Genomic DNA, 18633 nt, shown 5'->3' with positions numbered 1-18633 from the left:
TGTGGCTGTGCCGCCGCAGCCGGCGTGCGGCGGGCGGGACCCGCGCCGCGCTGCTGCTGGCGGCGGTGGCGCTCTGGACGGCGGCGGGCACCGCCGTCCTCGGCCAGCTGCGCGAGCGGATCAGCGCACCGTCTGCGACGGTCGACGCTCGCGGACTGATGTACCGCGATGCCTGGAAGCTCGCGGGGGAAGCGCCCTGGCTGGGGCAGGGGGGCGAGACGTGGCACTGCGCGTACCTCGCCGCCCAGTCCCGCCCCTATGTAGGCAGCCAGGTGCATAACGGTTATCTCGACTTCCTGTTGAACCTCGGAATTGCCGGTGTTGCCGTTCTGCTGCTCTTGCTGCTGGCAGCGGTCTGGATGACCGGCAGGGACGCCCCGAGGCTGCTGCCTCCGCTCCTTGTGATCGTCCTGCATGCGGCGGCCGATTTCGACTGGAGCTACGGCCTGAGCTGGCTGCTGCTGTATTTGCTGCTGGCGATGGCACATGCCGAATCCCGGCAGCTTGTAAGCGCCGCCTCTGGAGCGCCGTCTGTCCCCGTACCGCCAGTCTTTAACCGCCGGTCTCATATACGGAGCTTCATGGGGGTGAAGCGGGCGGGGCTGCGGCTAATCCTAATCTGTATTTGTCTGGCGTTCAGTCAGCTTTCCTTTCAGATGATGATGGGGGGAAGATTGTACAGTCAGGCAGTCCGCACCGCTGAGCCTGCGGTTCAGATCATGCTGCTCCGGGAATCCCTTGCATGGAATCCGCGGGATCCCAAGGCCGCTGTGCTTCTCGCGGGGCTGCTTCCGGGAGAGCAGGGAAGAGACCTGCTCCGGAACAGTCTGATCTATGCTCCGGAGGACCCTGGTTTACATTGGGCACTGGCGGGGTCTTATATGGCAGGCGCAGATCCGGGGAAGGCGCTGTACTGGTTGCGGAGAAGCTTGCAGCTTGACGGCTTTAATGCTGCCAAGCAGGCAAAAGCGGCAGAAGGCATACTGGAGCTGGGGCGGCGTAATTTGGTGAGGGGGGACCGGCAGGGAGCTGCTGCCAGCGCTTCTGCCGGGCTGGAGCTGCTGAGGCAATACCGTCTGCTGGCGTTTCAGGAGCGTAGTGAAGGCAGGCAGCACAATGACCGCCGATTCGAATATACCGAGTCGGCGGATAAGCTGAATATGGAGCTGAAGGAGCTGCTTGCAGTGGTTTACCAGGGGCAAACAGCTCCACGTGGCATCCGTTTATACCCCGCTCATACCTTCATCTGCCGGGCGATCAGCCAGGAGTAAACGTATGGAATGATCGTCGCGATCAGCAGGGCTGTGATAATCAGGCTGATGGACAGGCTCTTCGGCATAAAAGCACCAAGCGCAATCAGCATTCCGCCGATCGTCCACATATACCCGGAGAACCGGTGGGTCTTCCGCCACACCTCAGGACTTGCGAGCGTCCACGGTGTCCGGATGCCTGTGAAATAGTTATCTTTAATCTGCGGCATATAATTGCCGAGTGCTATAAATAACACCCCGATAGCCGCGATAGCTATTTTACCTGCCGCCAAATTCTCATTCAGACCCTTGGCTACAGAAAGCACCAGTACGGCATCGAACAGTATCCCTACAGCCAGGCGGATCATTTTATAAGCATTTTCAAATTTGCTGTAGTTCTCTCTCTTTGGGTCAATCCGGCGGATGAACTGCATAGCAATTGGGAAAATAAGGCCCATAAATGCCCCTAGAGCAATGATCGAGCCTTTGGGCCAGTAAGAGTTGACCTCTCCGGTAATGCTGAATTGGGAAGGAAGCTGCGCGGGCAGTTTGCTGTAATTGATCAGTGCATAACCCAGTGCGAGTACTCCAAAAATCACAATCAGCGTGTCCTGCCATTTCCATTTGAAATCCTTCATAATACTAGTCCTCCTTGTCAGAACTGTTTTTCCCTGTGCCGGTTAACTCCAGGAACCATCCGAGCACCTCTTCAAGCACAGTCGTATCGAGCGAATACACAATAAACTGTCCCTTGCGCTCATCCTGTACCAGACCGGCATGCTTCAGGGCACTGAGGTGATGCGAGATGCTGGGCTTGGTCATCTGAAAATAATCGGCGATTTCCCCGGCGGTCCGGTCCTTTTCACGCAGCAGCCGGATAATCTGTCTTCGGGTTGGATCAGCGAGCGCCTTGAAGGATTCATTCATTCTCAATCCAACCTTTCGATATTTAAATAATTATCTAAATGTATAATCGCATTCAATTTATTAATTGTCAATACTTGAATGAATTTAGCCAAAGAGCCGTTTTCCGGACAAGGAATCTGGCCCTTTATTATCCGCGATTACAATCCGTAATCAGTGCTGCTCAGCACTATACTTAAAGGCTGATATGCAGGCGGCCCCCGCAGCTTGGCCTCAAGTAGAAGTCGTAAGCCCGCATATGCTAGAATAGGCTAGGAGAAGCTGGGTACATAGAGCAGAGGAAGGCCGGGTTCTCAGCCGGATAAACTCTGTATAAAACGGGAGGTGGAGCTGCATATGCACTATATTTCTGATCTGATCTCGCATTTATTTGAATGGATTCAAAGTCTTGGCTATTTTGGGATTATGATCGGGCTGATGATTGAAGTGATTCCGAGTGAAATTGTGCTCGCGTACGGCGGCTATCTGGTTTCACAAGGTGATGTTAATTTTTTCGGAGCGGTTCTTTTTGGTACGGTTGGCGGTGTAATTGCCCAGATTTTTGTATACTGGATCGGCCGTTATGGCGGAAGGCCTGTACTGGAGAAGTACGGCAAGTACATTTTATCAAGAAAAAACATATCGACCATTCCGAGGAATGGTTCAAAAGGTACGGCACTGGTGTCATCTTTACCGCGCGCTTTATTCCGGTTGTCCGCCACGCCATCTCTGTGCCTGCCGGAATTTCACGCATGCCGCTGGGTAAATTCACCTTGCTCACAACGCTTGCAGTAATTCCGTGGAGCACCCTCTTTGTTTATTTGGGCTATACCCTTGGCGATAAATGGGAGACGATTGATGAGGTCGCCGCTGAATATACCCATGAGCTGATTCTGGCCGCAATTGCTGTTATCGTAGTATACTTCCTGTTCAAATGGTACAAATCCAAAAAGAAAGGTAGTGCAGTATGAAACAGAATGTAGCTCATAAATTTGGTAAGGGCCTGAGTCCACGCCAGTTCGTAGAGAGCATGACCAAAAATCAGCAGGCCTTTGAATCCTGGTACGAGAAATTTGCCTGGGACAACGGGGAAGACCGTGAATATTTCGAGAGCCTGAACCACCGCGATGACCTGCGCGTGCTTATTCTGGCTGCGGACTGGTGCGGGGACGTTGTGCGCAATGTGCCGGTCGTGTTCCGGATTCTGGAGACTGCGGGCATCAAGACTGAAGTGCTGATTCTGGAAGAGAACCAGGAAGTTATGGATGATTTTCTGACCATGGGCGGAAGATCCGTGCCTGTTGTCATTTTTGCCGATACCGGCGGTTATGTTCTGGGTCACTGGGGGCCACGTCCGGAACATGTGCAGTCACTGATGCGCACCTTTAAACAGGAGAACCCGGACCGGGAAGCAGCCGACTATGAGAGCAAAATCGCGGAGGTCCGCAAGGCAATGGGGCAGGCCTACGGGGAAGGAACGGAGTCACACGCAGTTATTGCCAAAGAGCTGCGCAGCCTGATTTCCGGCTTCTGATCGGTATGCTGAATATTCGTTCCTATAATCTGGGACCGCTCCAGACCAATGCCTATCTGTTAACCGGAGCTGATCCGCAGCGCGGCGTGATTATCGACCCCGGCATGAATCCGGCTGCGCTTGTGCGTGCTACAGAAGGTATGGAAATCGAAGCGATCCTGCTGACGCATGCCCACTTTGACCATATCGGCGGTGTGGATCAAATCCGCAAAGCGAAGAATTGCCCTGTATACTTGCATGCCTTGGAGAGTGAATGGCTCGGCAGCCCCAAGCTGAACGGTTCACTGATGTGGCCGGATGCCTCACCCCCGATAAGTACAGCACCTGCGGAATATGACCTTGCAGAGGGTCAAACACTGAAGCTGCTCGGACTCACCTTCCGTGTATTTCATACCCCGGGCCATTCACCGGGAAGCGTCAGCTTCCTGTGCGGGAATGACCTGTTTTCCGGGGATGTCCTGTTTAAACTCGGTGTAGGACGCACAGATCTGCCCGGAGGCCGCGAGCGGGATCTGATCGATTCCATCCGCGGTAAGCTCTACCGCCTGGACGAAGAAGTGAAGGTGTACCCGGGACACGGCCCGCGGACGACCATCGGTTTCGAGCGGCAGAACAATCCTTATGTGCCTATGCAGTGATGCTATTCTATACCAAGCGACAAAAAGCGGGAAAATAGAGATGGACAGAAAGATACAAAGTTGCTACAATACTGTTAATTAAATGTAACATTTACCTCGCGAAGCACGCAGACTGCGGAATTAATCCCGGTTTGCGTTCTTTTTTTGTTTATATACAGGTTTAGTTCGTATGGGAGGCAGAGCATTGAAGAACGATATATACTATCGTCTGGATAAAGGACAGCAGAAAACAACGGGAGAGAGCGCTGAAGATATCGGATTTTATCCCCCGGCTGTTAATGATGCTTCAGGCGGAGAGAAGACACGGAGCAGACTGTATTTCTGGAGGTTTCCCGGCGGACACGGGAGTATTCAGCCTTGGCGGCGCAGATTGTGGGAGCTGCAAAATTATTTGGACCGTGAATGAACGATTTGCTGTACCTGTTCGTATTACAGATGTGAATGAATGAAGAAGGGAATGTAGGGGCCAATGAGCGACGGGACGCTGGAGTTGATCAAGCGGGCGCAGCAGGGCGATGCCTCGGCGCTGGCTGAGCTGCTGCGGGAACATTATACCTTCTTGTTCAAATATTTAATCAAAGCTACCATGGATCCCTCTCTGGCGGAAGAGCTTGCCCAGGATACCATGGTGCGCTGCATGGAGAAGATCGGTACGTATAACGGGTCCTCTTCGTTCTCCTCCTGGCTGATCACGATTGCTACCCGGTTATATATTGACCGTAAACGGCGCTGGAAGCGGGAGACGCAGTGGTTCCGCCAGGAGCGGGGTGCGGCGGCCATCCGCTGGCGGTTTGAGAGCCGCAATATGGAGTGGAGTGAAGTGCTTGATGCGCTTTCCAGGCTGCCCTTACCCCAGCGGGTGGCTGTATTGCTGAAACATTATTACGGCTATAGCTATGAGGAGATCGGCATTATTGTTGAGACTGCTGCCGGTACTGTTAAATCACGTGTGTCTGCAGGTCTTCATCAACTGCGAAAGGAGCTGAAAGAGGATGAGAAATGATATAGATCATGAGGAGCTGCTGAATAAGCTGTCAGCCGGGCTTGAACGTCTGGATGCACAGTATGACGATATCTCCCCGCCATCCTTGCCGGCAGTGGAGCAGTTTCTTGCCGCAGAAGGCCTTCGCCGGCGCCGTCAGAGCCGTAAGGAACTGCTGCTGTTTTGGTTTGTAGCCTTGTTCCTCCTCATGATCATCTTGACTGTTCTGGGCAATGCACCTGTAATCTATTGGATACTCCAGGCAGCCTTTCCCCTCGCTGCACTCGGCGGCTATGCAGTAACACGGTTCAGACTGCGACGGGAGGATGGGGAACAGTGAAGGAGCTGCAGGACGTGCCTTATTGGCTGTGGGCGTGTATCGCGGCTGTGCTGCTGCTGCAGGGAACCTGGCTTTTCCGCGATGCGCGTAAGCGGGATAAAGGAAGGATGGCGTGGTTTTGGGGTCTGTGGGGACTGACCGGGGCGCCTACTCCGATAATTGTCTATCTGCTGGTTGTTATTTTGCCGGACCGATGGAGAACGGGTCAGAAGCGCTGACCTAGATAAACTTTACTTGCTTAGCAGAATACAATAAAGGGTTTTGGGGGTATGGAAACATGGACGAGGTGAACTGGGGGTTGATTTGGCCGCTGGTGGCTTTACAGGCTCTGCTGGCAATTATCGGACTGTTTTCTCTGGCTAAGGCGGAACAGGTCCGGGGGCCAAAGTGGCTATGGGTACTCATATTGCTCTTCGGCAATCTTCTGGGCAGCATAGCGTATTTTACAGTTGGAAGGAAGGAAAGCTGATGACGCTGCTTGAAGTGACAGGATTAAGCAAGAGCTACGGCAAGCAACGCTCCGTAGACAACATCAGCTTTGAAATCGAAGCGGGGCAATGTGTAGCCCTGCTGGGTCCGAATGGTGCGGGAAAGACAACCACGCTGCGGATGCTTGCTGGGCTTCTGCCGCCTTCCGCGGGTCAGATATCTTTTAACGGCAGTCCGCCGGGAACCGATTACCGTAAGGAACTCGGATATTTGCCGCAATCACCGGCTATGTACCGCTGGATGAGCGGGCTGGAATATGTGGTCTTCGCGGCCAAGCTGAGCGGCATTCCTTCCCGGGAGGCGGCTAAGGTGTCTGCTGCAGCCCTGGAGAGGGTAGGCCTTGCCGCCGCCGGCCGCAGGCGCATAGGCGGCTACTCCGGAGGGATGAAGCAGCGTCTGGGCCTGGCACAAGCGCTGGTTCACCGTCCCAAGCTGCTGCTGCTTGATGAGCCAGTCTCGGCGCTTGATCCGATCGGCCGCAGGGAAGTGATGGAGCTGCTCCGGGAGATCCGCGGGGAGACCACCGTCATTTTCTCTACTCATGTGCTGCACGATGCCGAAGAAATATGCGATAACGTTATTTTAATGAATCAGGGTACGATCGCAGTGCAGGGAGAACTGTCACAGCTCCGCCTGCAATATAGCCTGCCAGTGATCCGGTTGTCAGTGGAGACTGGAAGTGCAGCAGCCGGGTGGCTGGAGAGTCTTGCCCTGAAGCCGTTTATTCAAGCTTCGCAAATATCAGGCGGGAAAGCCGTCTTTAATGTCGCTGACGTAGCATCGGCGCGCCGGGCCATACTGCAGGAGGCGGCCGGACTTAACATTCCGCTGCTGCATTTTGAAGCCGGTTCCTCTACACTGGAGGATCTGTTTATGAAAGTGGTGGGATCATGAGGAAGTTCTGGACGCTTTACTCGAAGGAGATGCTGGAGTCGCTCCGAAGCTACCGGCTGGTATGGATCCCGGTAGTGTTCATTATTCTGGGCATTATGCAGCCGCTTACTACGTATTACCTTCCGGATATTCTTAAGGCTTCAGGAGATATGCCGCCCGGAATGCTGGAAGGCTATGAAATGCCGGGTGCTGCTGCAGTAATGGCACAGGCGCTTGGACAGTACGGGACCATCGGCATGCTGGTGCTTGCGCTGGCTGCCATGAACAGTCTGGCCGGGGAACGGAGCAGCGGCTCGGCTGAGTTGCTTATGGTTAAACCGATCGCTCCGGCGGTGATTATCATTGCCAAATGGGCGGCACATTTAACCGTGCTCTTCATCGCTCTAGGACTTGGTGCCGCAGCAGCAGGCTACTATACCGTACAGCTAATGGGTTCACTTTCTGTAAGTGATTGTCTGGCAGCTACGGGGCTTTACAGTTTATGGCTGCTTAGTGCTGTTTCATTAACCCTGCTCTTCAGCGCTTTTATGCGCGGGCCGGCCGCTGCCTTTCTTGCGCTCCTGTCCGCAGCGGGAATGTCACTGCTCTACAGCCTGCTCCCGTCGGGCTTTGACTGGCTGCCGGCGGCTTTGCCTGATTTATCAGCCGGACAGCTAACGGAAGGCAGTGTTGCCTGGCTTGGACCGGTACCGTCAGCCGTACTGCTGATTCTTGCTTGTATTGCCGGGGCTGCAATGCTAATGGGCAGGAATAAATTGCCTGACTGAAGGATTATTGCTGACTTTGTGGCGGTTAGCGGGTACTCCCGCTCGTTTTCAGAAAATATTTGTGAATTTTCATTAAACATCCCTCCTGCTGCTGGACAGCTCTAGCTTTTTTTAGTAGACTGTTGAAACAAGTAGAACCTTGATAGATTTTGAAGCAGGAGGTAGGGCGATGCTGCGGTTAGGAGAGAAGATTGTCATTGTTGCGGATGCTTTTGAACAGAGTCTTCCTATCGGAGACTACGGCTACCTGATTGCTTATGACCGCAATCCGGACAATGCATTTGATTACGTCATCCGTGTCCCTCAGGCCAACAGGAATTTTTACGTTACCGCAGAGGATATTGAGGCTGAAGAACAATTGCTGGTGGCGGAAGCGGAGAGAACGACGCACGAGGCATTGATCGATTATGCTTTGTCGACGCACAATGAGAAGCTGTTTCATCATCTAATGAACGGCGAGGATGAGGAAACGGAAGAAGCGGAAACAGCGCCCAAAGAAGGTTTGTCCCAGGCGGAATTCATCAAACAGGTGAATCTTCGTGCTTGGATTTAAGGGAGGCCGGCGAAAGCCGGCTTTTTTGAAATATAAGAATTAATATGTTTTACGTAATAAATTATCCTTCTATTTCTCGCAGAAACGGATACCGTCCTAAACAGGACGGATAAGCCGTTTCTTCTTGTTTATACAGAAATCATTGGATGATAACATAAAAGTAATCAGCAGCACGGACAGCCCCACTTCGGTGGGGCTGTTCTGCTAGGTCAGCCTCCTGAAATGACAAGCGCATTGAATTGTCCAGGCTTCTACAATATAATTAAAAACGTTATCCGGGCGCTTTAGCCCTTTAAACAGGAGGGATATTCCTTATGAGCATTACTGTCAAAGATGTGCAGCATGTGGCCAAGCTGGCCAGACTGCAACTAAGCCCGGAAGAAGAGGCTACTTTTACTGAACAAATGAATGCTATATTACAATATGCTGAGAAATTGAATGAGCTGGATACGGAGAATGTGAAGCCGACTACGCATGTGCTGCAGGTCAGCAATGTCATGCGCGATGATGTCGTGAAGGAGAGCCTGTCCCAGGAAGAAGCTCTGCTTAACGCGCCGGAAGACGAAGACGGACATTTCAAGGTTCCGGCTGTACTGGAATAACTATACCGAAAGGAGGAAGAATGTTGAGCCTGTTTCAATATCGATTGCCTGAACTACATAACATGCTGCACAGCAAAGAACTTTCCGTCAGTGAGCTGACCGAACAATCGCTGGCAGCCATCGCAGAACGTGACGGTAAAGTGCACGCATTTCTAACGTTAAATGAGGAGGGGGCACGCCAGTCAGCGCGGGCGCTGGATGACAAGCTGGCTTCCGGTGCAGCGCGCGGCCTGCTGTTTGGACTTCCTGCCGGGATCAAGGACAACATTGTCACCAAGGGGCTGCGCACTACCTGTGCCAGTAAGTTTCTTGATAATTTCCAGCCGATTTATGATGCAACCGTTGTTTCCAAGCTGCACCAGGCGGATGCGGTTACGATCGGTAAGCTGAATATGGACGAGTTTGCCATGGGCGGCTCCAATGAGAACTCCGCCTATGGAGCTGTGCGTAACCCGTGGAATCTGGAGCATGTACCAGGCGGTTCCAGGGGTGGCTCGGCAGCTGCGGTAGCTGCCGGGGAGGTATTGTTTTGCGCTTGGTTCGGATACCGGCGGTTCGATCCGCCAGCCTGCTTCGTACTGCGGAGTGGTTGGTCTTAAGCCGACTTACGGGCTGGTATCCCGCTATGGCCTCGTTGCTTTTGCATCCTCACTGGACCAGATTGGCCCGGTTACCCGCAACGTTGAGGATTCCGCTTATGTACTGCAAGCAATCGCGGGATATGATGCCCAGGATTCCACCTCGGCCAAAGTTGATATTCCCGACTACCTCAGCGCACTGACCGGTGACATTTCCGGACTGCGTATCGGGGTGCCGAAAGAGTATATCGGCGAAGGCGTGGATGCTTCTGTCCGCGAGACGGTACTCTCGGCACTGAAGGTGCTTGAAGGCCTTGGTGCCGTATGGGAAGAAGTCTCTCTGCCGCACACCGAATACGCGGTAGCAACGTATTATCTGCTTGCTTCTTCGGAAGCTTCCTCCAACCTGGCCCGGTTCGATGGTGTCCGTTATGGCGTCCGCGTCGATGAAGGCGGCGGTCTGCTTGATTTGTATCACAATTCCCGCAGCCGCGGCTTCGGGCCTGAGGTGAAGCGCCGGATCATGCTGGGGACTTATGCGCTGAGCTCCGGATATTATGATGCTTATTATTTGAAGGCACAGAAGGTTCGTACCTTGATTAAGCAGGACTTCGATGAGGTCTTCAAAAAGTATGATGTGGTCATCGGGCCGACGGCTCCGACGACTGCCTTTAAGCTGGGCTCGCAGACGGAAGATCCGCTGACGATGTATTTGAACGATATTCTGACCATTCCGGTCAATCTCGCCGGTATTCCTGCGGTCAGCATTCCTTGCGGCTTTGCAGGAGGACTGCCTGTCGGCCTGCAGATTATCGGCAAGGAATTTGACGAGAGCACCGTGCTGCGCGTTGCGCATGCCTTTGAACAAAATACAGACTACCACAAAGAGCGGCCACAGCTGTAATTCCCGCCGGATAAGCGTTTTTGGCTCACAAAACTTTTAAGGGATGAGATCATTTATGTCTAAATACGAAACGGTCATCGGGCTGGAAGTTCATGTGGAGCTTCATACCAAGTCCAAAATCTTTTGCGGCTGCTCCACGGAATTCGGTGCTCCGCCTAATACCCATACCTGTCCGGTCTGCCTCGGGCATCCCGGTGTACTGCCGGTACTTAACCGTCAGGCGGTGGAATATGCAATGAAAGCAGCGATGGCGCTGAACTGCACGATCGGGGACGTCAGTAAGTTCGACCGCAAGAACTATTTTTACCCCGATTCGCCAAAAGCCTACCAAATCTCGCAATACGACCAGCCTATCGGTTTGAACGGCTGGATCGATATTGAAGTGAACGGTGAGACGAAGCGGATTGGCATTACCCGACTTCATCTGGAGGAAGATGCCGGTAAGCTGACCCACGTGGACGGCGGCTTTGCGTCGCTGGTCGATTTCAACCGGGTGGGTACACCGCTGATTGAAATCGTCTCCGAGCCTGATCTGCGCTCGCCTGAAGAAGCCCGTGCTTATTTGGAGAAGATCCGCGCAATCATGCAGTACTGCGATGTTTCTGATGTGAAGATGGAGGAAGGCTCGATGCGCTGCGACGCCAACATCAGCCTGCGTCCTGCGGGTCAGGAGGAATTCGGCATCCGCGCCGAGCTTAAGAATATGAACTCCTTCCGCGGTGTGCTGCGCGGCCTCGAATATGAACAGTTCCGCCAGGGGGAAATCCTTGATGACGGCGGTGTTGTAGTACAGGAGACCCGCCGCTGGGATGAAGCCCAGGGCAAAACCCTATCCATGCGCGGCAAGGAAGAAGCCCATGATTACCGCTATTTCCCTGACCCGGATCTGATTGTGCTGCATATTGATGATGCCTGGAAAGAATCGATCCGTCAGACGATTCCGGAACTGCCGGATGCGCGGCAGGCCCGCTACAGTGAGGAATACGGGCTTACCGCCTATGATGCAGGTGTATTGACGTCTTCCAAGCTGCTGGCAGATTTCTTTGAAGGCAGCCTTTCCTATACTAAGGATGCCAAGGCAGTAGCTAACTGGATGATGGGCGATTTGCTCGCTTATCTGAACGGAAGCAATCTGGAATTATCGGAAGTGAAGATTACACCACAGGGGCTTGGTGAAATGATCGGCCTGATTGCCGGCGGAACAATCAGCAGCAAGATCGCCAAAACCGTGTTCAAAGAAATGCTGGAAAGCGGAAACCTGCCAGCCGTGATCGTTGAGGAAAAGGGTCTGGTGCAGATCAGCGACGAGGGTGCAATCAAAAAAATCGTAGAAGATGTCGTCGCTGCGAATCCGCAATCCGTTGAGGATTACAAAGCGGGTAAACAGAAGGCGATTGGATTCCTGGTAGGACAGGTAATGAAAGAGAGTAAAGGTAAAGCTAATCCGGGTCTGGTGAATACGCTGCTGGCTGAAGTGCTTAACAGCTAGATCCGGTTTTTGGGTAATTTATTATAGGATCTCAAGTATCAGGGCTTGTCGGCAACGGCAGGCCCTGAACAGCATATAAGGGGACTGTACGGATGGATACAATAATTAAGCTGGACCTGCAGGATGCCTTCACCTTAAGCGAGCTCTGGAGCCTGCAGCACAAGGCCTACCGGCTGGAAGCTGAGCTGATAGGCTTTAACGAGATTCCGCCGCTGCTGGAGACGAGAGACATGCTGGCAGGGTCTACAGAGGAGTTCTACGGCTGCTTTGACGACAGCGGTGATCTGATGGGCGCTGTTGCTGTATTGGAAGAGTCACCGGGCAAATTGACGGTAACCCGGATGATGGTACATCCGGATCATTTCCGCAAGGGGGTAGCCGGAGGGCTGCTGGAATTTATTTTTGAGCATTATTCCCGGATGGCGCAGTTCATTGTATCTACGGGCAAACTCAATGTTCCGGCAGTTACACTCTATACCAAGCATGGGTTTATTCCTGCCGGTATTGAGGAAGTGGCTCCGGGCGTAGAGCTGATCGAATTTTATCGGAGTGGTAAGCTTTGAACAAGAAACAACATAAACTTTATGGAAGGAGGACTCCCGAGATGTGTTCCGAGCAGAAGGATGAATCCGTCATGGTGCCTAATCCCCCTATAATACCTCCGCGCCAAAAAAAGCGCCCACGCAAGCGCAAGTTCATTGCCGGGCTGCTGGCGGCCCTGATTCCCGGAACCGGACATCTCTATTTCGGGCTTCTCCGCAAAGGGATTTCTTTCATCTTCATCATACTGCTGGACATCGCGGCGATGCTGTATTTCTCATCTATTGGCATGCAGATTAATGTGCCGCTGCTTATTTTACTGGCTCTGCTGATTCCAGTCGTTTATTTCTATAATGTGTATGATGTGCTGCAATCGGTAGACCGGATTCTTCGCATCCCTGAGGAGACCGATCCTGAACTGCCAATAACAACAACCAAAACGTCTAGGCATCGTGCCCTTATCAGCGAGCCGGGGATTTCCTTTGGATTCATGCTGCTGTTTGGCGGAGCGCTGATGTTCCTTTTCCGGCAAAAACCGGTCTGGCTGCAGCAATTCATCGAGATGTACGCGAGTGCAGTAATTGCCGGACTTTTGATATGCGGCGGTTTGTGGCTGGGAGCACGTGAAATTGCCAAAGGAATGATTATCCGCAAAAGCAATGAACGGCGCGCCCGGCGTGCCGGCAGATATACCGCAGCAATCCTGCTCACGGTAGTTGGGGTTCTCCTGCTGCTGGATTGGCGGAATGATACGGATAACATGCTGCTGCTGTTAAAATGGTGGCCGTTGATCCCTGTGTTATGGGGTGTGGAGTATCTGCTTATTTCCTTTTTAGCGCGCCGCAGAGGTTCAGTGCCCAAAGGTCCAAGGGCCAGAATGGATCTGCGGGGGTTGCTGTCGGCAGTTATACTGGGTGCCAGCGTATTTATCGTAGCGGAACAGGAGCATTACCTGCATTTATGGAACCGGGTCAGCCTGAATCTGACCGTAGCGGCAGTGGATTACGGGGAAGCCAAAGGCGGTCGGTTTGAAAAAGCTCCGCTGATTGTACCTGTCGAGCTGAACACCTCCAAAATCGCTGTTGATGGCATCAACGGGGATATTCTCATTCATCGCGCCCCGGTAGAAGATATCGAGATTACGACTACTGTATGGGTGGACCAGCTGGAAGGAGCGCAGGCTGAAGCGATATCGGAGCAATCCTTCGTAGAAGTAACCGAGGGGCCAACCATAAATATCACCCCTCAATATAAAACCTATGGTGACTCCGGCAAACGGCAGCCGCGGATGAATCTTGAGATTTCGCTTCCGGAGGACCGCCGCTTTAATCTGGATGTCCGGACGATGAATGGCGGCATCACTCTGCAGAACGTGGAAGCAATCGAGGATATTCTGCTAGAGACTGGGAACGGAGAGCTCATCCTGCACCGGATATTCGGGAATGTGAAGGGGAAAACGCTGAACGGTGCGGTTCGTGCCCGGACTGTGCAGGGTAGTGTGGATTTGACCACTAGCGGCGGGAAGATGAATGCCTGGGATGTTACGGGTGCTCTGAAGCTGTCTACGGCTGTAGGCAATATTTCGGTAACAGGCAGCGGAGATGAAGTGAATCTTGTCAGCAAGAACGGCAATCTGGAGATTGACGGTGCAAGAGCGAAGCTGCACGCCGAATCGCTGAACGGTAAAGTTACTATCCGCTCCGAGTTTTTTGGCGGGGACTGGGAAGTGTACAGCGCGGTGGGAGACATTGATCTGTATCTGCCCCAGGCAGGGAATTATAAAGTAGACGGATCAAGCGGCTACGGGGATATTAACACGGACTTCCCTGAGCTTACCATCGACAAAAAGACAATTTCCGGCGAAGTAGGGACCGGCGAGTTTAAGCTGCATGTTGAAGGGAACAGCAACCTAAATGTGAGGAAATATTGAAAAAAGTAATTTTTATTATATAATAATCAATATAATGTACTTGGCACGTTGACAACATTCAAATCCGGGTTCTACAATTGCAGTATAGTTATTTTATTAGGTATTTAATTTAGAGGTGGTGGAATTGATGGGTAGTGGCGTGCAACATGCATTGGAACAATTGAAGACTACCGGTGTCCGTATTACACCCCAGCGTCATGCGATTCTTACGTATCTGATGGAAGCGTTGAATCATCCTACGGCAGACGATATTTACCGTGCGCTTGAGCCGCAGTTTCCGAGCATGAGTGTGGCGACAGTGTATAATAACCTGAAAATGTTCATGGAAGCCGGTATGGTACGCGAGTTAACCTACGGTGATAATTCCAGCCGTTTTGATGCCAATGTGTCCGATCATTATCATGTCATCTGCCAAGAATGCGGTAAAATCGAAGATTTCAGTTATTCTTCACTCCATGAGGTGGAGCATTCTGCCGAACAGGCGACGGGCTTCAAAATTCATGGTTTACGATTAGAATTGTACGGGGTTTGCAAATGCTGCAGCGAGAAACGGCATTGAGACACCAAGAGTAACTTAGCTTAAGAGGCGAAAATTATGACGTGCGGAGTCCGGTGACGGAAGCCACACGTTTTTTTATTGTGAACATAGGCCATTTAATGCCTCGACTTCCAGCAGATTAGCGCAACCAAACGAATGAACATAACGTATACTTAAGATTGACTACCTGCACTTAAATTTATTGATAGTTTTGGAGGATATATATTTTGGATAGCAGACAGAGACAAGGACGCACTAAAAAGCGTGGAAGTCGGTTTCGCCGTTTATTAGGACTTATTATTATTGCCGCAGCCGCTTATTGGATTGTTTTTTATGTACTGCCGAACCGTGAGCATATCGATCCGGATTGGAAAGGCCTCGAGAAGCCTGTTTTCGTTAAGGGTGAACTAACAGGTTATTCAGCCGCAGGGACCGGCGACGGTCTACTTTTACCGCTTCCCCTTTTACAGGAGTATGTCGATTCTGCGATCCGGTATGAGGAAGCCAGCAAGTCGGTTATTCTCTCTACGGATAATGACCTGCTGTATATGCAAGAGAATTCAACTTCCGCGAGCCTGAACAATGAGCCGATTCAGCTCCGGCTTGCACCTGAAGTAAAGGATGGAGTGACCTATCTTCCGGCTGATACCCTTGAGGAATTGTACGGCTTTGAAGTTGAGGAAGATACTAGTACAGGTGCTGTTCTGCTGATGACTGCCGGAGAAAGTGTACCACTTGGCACGGTTAAAGGCGAGGAGGGCGGCCGGACGAAGGTGCTGCGCAGTGAGGCGACCATTCACGCTCCAATCATTGCGGATATGGCCCCCGGAACAATCGTCAGAATCTGGAATGCGGATAACAAGGACTGGCTGTATGTACAGATGAGCAGCGGTTATACCGGGTATGTGAAGGCTGGCGACGTTACAGCAGACGGGCAGAAGACAGTGGAACAGAAGGTAACTGAGCCTTCCCGAGCAGAACGCAGCTGGAAAGGGAAACCTGTGAACATGTTCTGGGAGGCTGTATATGAGCGCAAGCCTAACCCCGCAAAGTTCGGTGAATTGCCAGGGATTAACGTTGTCAGCCCGACCTGGTTCCGGATTGTAGACGTGAACGGGAATGTGCGCAGCCAGGCGGATAGTGCCTATGTGCAATGGGCTCACAAGCAAGGTATGGAGGTGTGGGGACTGCTGAGCAACAGCTTCGAGGCCGATCTTACCACGCAGGCGTTATCAAGCTATGAGAAACGGATGACTACGATCGTTCAGATGCTGGAATATGCAGATTTATATGATCTGGACGGCATTAATATTGATTTTGAGAACGTCTATACGAAGGATGGAGAGAATGTTACGCAGTTTATGCGGGAGCTGAAGCCGATGGCCCAGGCCAAAAATCTGATTGTCTCCATAGACGTTACGCCCAAGTCAAACAGTGAAATGTGGTCTTTGTTCCTGGACCGGAAGGCGCTTGGTTCGGTAGCGGACTTCCTCATTGTAATGGCTTACGACGAGCATTGGGCATCCAGCCCCACAGCAGGCTCTGTAGCATCTTTGCCCTGGGTGGAGAGCTCTATAAGCCGTATTATTGATGAAGACAATGTGCCGGCTGAGAAGCTGATTCTCGGTGTTCCGCTGTATACCCGCATCTGGACAGAGACCACGGAAAAAGGAGAGACTAAAGTCAGCTCTAAGGCTGTCGGCATGTCTGCCGTTCAGGAGATTCTGTCCGAGAAAAAACTGACGCCTAAGTTTGACAATGACTCTGGCCAGAACTATGTCGAGTACAAGGAAGACGGCGCTCTTCACAAAATTTGGATTGAGGATAAGGTCTCCCTGAATTCGAGAGTTGAGCTCGCTAAGTCGTTTGGACTTGGGGGAGTAGCTTCCTGGACCCGCAGCTTTGGAACACTTGAGGCGTGGGAGACTTTGCAGGAAATTAGTAAATAGTGTTTGTCATAAAAACAAGGGGCTCCTGAAACGGAACCCCTTGTTTTTTTTGGTATTCACTTACATCATGCCGATTCATTATTGCTCAAGCTGCTGGCTCTCTAACTGTTCTGCTGTAATGGTTGCCTGTGCCGGATCGCGGGTAAGGATGGTGTGGCAGAACATGCAGCGGTCAGTTTTGCCCAGCATCTTGGTCAGCTTGTGGCATTCCGGGCATTCCAGCTGAACCGCACTCGTAGACAGCATCCCTGCCCAAAAGTATATTGCCAGACTGGCCATCATCGAGATCAGACCAATAACGAGTCCTATCGCAGCAAATACTTTACCTGCTGAGCCCCAGAATACAATTCCGGCTGTTCCAAGAATCATGAGGCCCATTCCAAGCATAGTGAGCAGTAATCCCCAAGTGCGAAAAGCATTGATTTTAGCCGATTTCATCTTCATGAGTATTTGCTCCTAACTAAAATATAGTTCGGACGTCCAGAAGGAACTGCCATGAATATGTAGAATATTAATATTTAAGAGAATTATAACTGACTGGACGCAAAATCGCCAAATTTGATGGAGGGAAGTATGGAACTATCCAATTTGACCCTATTGAGTGGAGAAACGTTCGATGAGAATGTGCTGGGGGCCGTAGCTTTACGGCAGAAGGGCAATGCTCCGTTTCAGAGCGCGCTGCTCCACGATTTTGATATGGTGGTATTGATGCTGCACGAGGAACAAGAGAAAGAACGGATTATAACGCATACCATAGCCGGTGAGAGACGAACGCAGTCTGTACACGTCGGTATATCTGCTTTGGAGCGGGCTGTGATGGCGGGCGATAATAATGAACTCCTTACCAGCCTTATTGCTGGAGAAGTCATTTGGGACCCCAAAGGGATTTTGGGAGAGATGCGGCGGGAGATCACACAATTCCAGGGACCGCTCAAAGAACGGGTCTTGTTTATGGAATTTGCCCGTTTCCTGCATATGTATGTGAAGTCCAAACGTTACAGTGAAGCAGGTTTTACCATGGATGCATACAACTGTGTACTTATAGCTTTGTATCATTGGGCCCGGATTGAAGTCAGTGAAGCGGGATGTTTTCCCGATCCGGCAGTTTGGGAACAGGTTAAAAGCCTGAATACCTCTGTTCACAAGCTTTATGAAGAGCTGACGGTCAGCACCGAAACACTTGCGCAAAGAGTAGAGCTCATTCTGCTTGCCTGTGAATTTGCAATTATGTCGAAGATGTCTGACTGTTGTACTATGCTGCTGGATATTCTCGGGAGCCGGAAAGAGTCCTGGAGTATCAAAGAACTGCTGCAGCATTCAGGTCTTAGCCCGCTTGGAGCCGAATTGCCGCTCGTACTTCGTAAAATGGTATCCCGTTCCCTGATTAGGGAAATCACCTCCTGGGCGGATGACGCTTCTGAAGGGCATACGGTTCGATACACACTATAAATATATAGCAACTCACCCGGGGATTAATTAAGCTTAATAGGCCAAGATAAGGAGAGGATGTTCGCTCTCTTTTTTTATTTGCCCTTATTCAGAATGAGCAGATAACCATTGGGAATATTTAGAGTTGACTCCTGTGTTAATACTGTGTTAAATTATAACTCGTCCCTCCGACACATCGTAAAGCTGGAAAGCAAACGATGATCAACGGAAAAAAGAAATCAAAAAAAGATGTTGACAAAAACGAGGGCTGCATGATATATTATAAAGGTCGCTGCTGAGATGCAAACGACAACGAAAAAGAGAA

The 18633-nt window shown here is 51.6% G+C and carries 21 protein-coding genes and 2 pseudogenes; 20 read left to right on the top strand and 3 right to left on the bottom strand.

The genetic code is table 11. The features are described from left to right. On the top strand, window positions 1-1271 hold a 1271-nt coding region (locus tag AQR02_RS26925; RefSeq protein WP_148449224.1), incomplete at its 5' end, for an O-antigen ligase family protein. Here AQR02_RS26925 and AQR02_RS26920 read toward each other — a convergent pair. Both AQR02_RS26920 and AQR02_RS26915 read right to left on the bottom strand, forming a co-directional pair. Next, window positions 1235-1888, bottom strand: a complete 654-nt coding sequence (locus AQR02_RS26920) for an SdpI family protein (protein WP_054943428.1) — start codon at window positions 1886-1888, stop codon at window positions 1235-1237. The two genes, AQR02_RS26925 and AQR02_RS26920, sit on opposite strands and share 37 nt — an antisense overlap. Window positions 1889-1892: 4 nt before the next feature. Next, on the bottom strand, window positions 1893-2177 hold the full coding sequence (locus AQR02_RS26915) for an autorepressor SdpR family transcription factor (RefSeq protein ID WP_054943427.1): 285 nt from the start codon (window positions 2175-2177) through the stop codon (window positions 1893-1895). Window positions 2178-2510: 333 nt separating this feature from the next. On the opposite strand from AQR02_RS26915, the pseudogene uptA reads away from it, so the two are divergent. From uptA to AQR02_RS26825, 18 genes and pseudogenes are all read left to right on the top strand, one after another. Next, window positions 2511-3124, top strand: a pseudogene (gene uptA, locus AQR02_RS26910) (undecaprenyl phosphate transporter UptA). Further along, entirely contained in the window at window positions 3121-3687 is a 567-nt protein-coding gene (locus AQR02_RS26905; protein ID WP_054943426.1) for a thioredoxin family protein, read from the top strand. Before uptA ends, AQR02_RS26905 begins: the two are co-directional and overlap by 4 nt. 5 nt (window positions 3688-3692) lie before the next feature. Further along, window positions 3693-4325: an MBL fold metallo-hydrolase gene (locus AQR02_RS26900; protein ID WP_054943425.1), complete on the top strand. Its 633-nt coding sequence runs from the start codon at window positions 3693-3695 to the stop codon at window positions 4323-4325. A 184-nt stretch (window positions 4326-4509) separates the two neighbouring features. After that, the gene (locus AQR02_RS26895; RefSeq protein ID WP_054943424.1) at window positions 4510-4731 is read left to right on the top strand and encodes a hypothetical protein; all 222 of its coding nucleotides are present in this window, start codon (window positions 4510-4512) and stop codon (window positions 4729-4731) included. A gap of 63 nt (window positions 4732-4794) precedes the next feature. Next, window positions 4795-5328, top strand: a complete 534-nt coding sequence (gene sigY, locus AQR02_RS26890; protein ID WP_054943423.1) for an RNA polymerase sigma factor SigY — start codon at window positions 4795-4797, stop codon at window positions 5326-5328. Beyond that, on the top strand, window positions 5318-5647 hold the full coding sequence (locus AQR02_RS26885; protein ID WP_054943422.1) for a YxlC family protein: 330 nt from the start codon (window positions 5318-5320) through the stop codon (window positions 5645-5647). Before sigY ends, AQR02_RS26885 begins: the two co-directional genes overlap by 11 nt. Then, the gene (locus tag AQR02_RS26880) at window positions 5644-5865 is read left to right on the top strand and encodes a hypothetical protein (RefSeq protein ID WP_054943421.1); all 222 of its coding nucleotides are present in this window, start codon (window positions 5644-5646) and stop codon (window positions 5863-5865) included. The genes AQR02_RS26885 and AQR02_RS26880 overlap by 4 nt, the downstream gene beginning before the upstream one ends. 59 nt (window positions 5866-5924) lie before the next feature. Continuing rightward, window positions 5925-6116 carry a PLD nuclease N-terminal domain-containing protein gene (locus tag AQR02_RS26875; protein WP_054943420.1) on the top strand — a complete coding sequence of 64 codons (192 nt, stop codon included), beginning with the start codon at window positions 5925-5927 and terminating at the stop codon, window positions 6114-6116. Then, complete coding sequence (locus tag AQR02_RS26870; protein ID WP_054943419.1) at window positions 6116-7030, top strand: ABC transporter ATP-binding protein; 915 nt, start codon at window positions 6116-6118, stop codon at window positions 7028-7030. Before AQR02_RS26875 ends, AQR02_RS26870 begins: the two co-directional genes overlap by 1 nt. Then, window positions 7027-7797 carry an ABC transporter permease gene (locus AQR02_RS26865; RefSeq protein ID WP_054943418.1) on the top strand — a complete coding sequence of 257 codons (771 nt, stop codon included), beginning with the start codon at window positions 7027-7029 and terminating at the stop codon, window positions 7795-7797. The genes AQR02_RS26870 and AQR02_RS26865 overlap by 4 nt, the downstream gene beginning before the upstream one ends. 169 nt (window positions 7798-7966) lie before the next feature. Then, entirely contained in the window at window positions 7967-8350 is a 384-nt protein-coding gene (locus tag AQR02_RS26860) for a hypothetical protein (RefSeq protein WP_054943417.1), read from the top strand. A 314-nt stretch (window positions 8351-8664) separates the two neighbouring features. Continuing rightward, window positions 8665-8952: an Asp-tRNA(Asn)/Glu-tRNA(Gln) amidotransferase subunit GatC gene (gatC, locus tag AQR02_RS26855; protein WP_054943416.1), complete on the top strand. Its 288-nt coding sequence runs from the start codon at window positions 8665-8667 to the stop codon at window positions 8950-8952. A 23-nt stretch (window positions 8953-8975) separates the two neighbouring features. Continuing rightward, window positions 8976-10434 (top strand): annotated as a pseudogene (gatA, locus tag AQR02_RS26850) (Asp-tRNA(Asn)/Glu-tRNA(Gln) amidotransferase subunit GatA). A 43-nt stretch (window positions 10435-10477) separates the two neighbouring features. Beyond that, entirely contained in the window at window positions 10478-11923 is a 1446-nt protein-coding gene (gatB, locus tag AQR02_RS26845) for an Asp-tRNA(Asn)/Glu-tRNA(Gln) amidotransferase subunit GatB (RefSeq protein WP_054943415.1), read from the top strand. Window positions 11924-12015: 92 nt separating this feature from the next. Continuing rightward, entirely contained in the window at window positions 12016-12486 is a 471-nt protein-coding gene (locus AQR02_RS26840; RefSeq protein ID WP_054943414.1) for a GNAT family N-acetyltransferase, read from the top strand. Window positions 12487-12527: 41 nt separating this feature from the next. Further along, on the top strand, window positions 12528-14393 hold the full coding sequence (locus tag AQR02_RS26835) for a DUF4097 family beta strand repeat-containing protein (protein WP_245237764.1): 1866 nt from the start codon (window positions 12528-12530) through the stop codon (window positions 14391-14393). Between the two features lie 127 nt (window positions 14394-14520). Further along, complete coding sequence (gene perR, locus AQR02_RS26830; protein ID WP_054943413.1) at window positions 14521-14952, top strand: peroxide-responsive transcriptional repressor PerR; 432 nt, start codon at window positions 14521-14523, stop codon at window positions 14950-14952. 206 nt (window positions 14953-15158) lie between these two features. After that, window positions 15159-16880: a glycosyl hydrolase family 18 protein gene (locus tag AQR02_RS26825; RefSeq protein ID WP_054943412.1), complete on the top strand. Its 1722-nt coding sequence runs from the start codon at window positions 15159-15161 to the stop codon at window positions 16878-16880. A 78-nt stretch (window positions 16881-16958) separates the two neighbouring features. On the opposite strand, the gene AQR02_RS26820 is transcribed toward AQR02_RS26825, so the two are convergent. Beyond that, complete coding sequence (locus AQR02_RS26820) at window positions 16959-17324, bottom strand: DUF2614 family zinc ribbon-containing protein (RefSeq protein ID WP_054943411.1); 366 nt, start codon at window positions 17322-17324, stop codon at window positions 16959-16961. Between the two features lie 129 nt (window positions 17325-17453). Between AQR02_RS26820 and AQR02_RS26815 the strand changes: the two genes are divergently transcribed. Beyond that, on the top strand, window positions 17454-18329 hold the full coding sequence (locus tag AQR02_RS26815) for a nucleotidyltransferase-like protein (protein WP_054943410.1): 876 nt from the start codon (window positions 17454-17456) through the stop codon (window positions 18327-18329). Window positions 18330-18633 lie beyond the last annotated feature (304 nt).

It is taken from the genome of Paenibacillus ihuae, assembly GCF_001368795.1.
Lineage (GTDB): Bacteria > Bacillota > Bacilli > Paenibacillales > Paenibacillaceae > Paenibacillus_AQ > Paenibacillus_AQ ihuae.
Note: the sequence above shows the minus strand (reverse complement) of the source record. Positions and strands in the feature narration are given on the sequence as shown.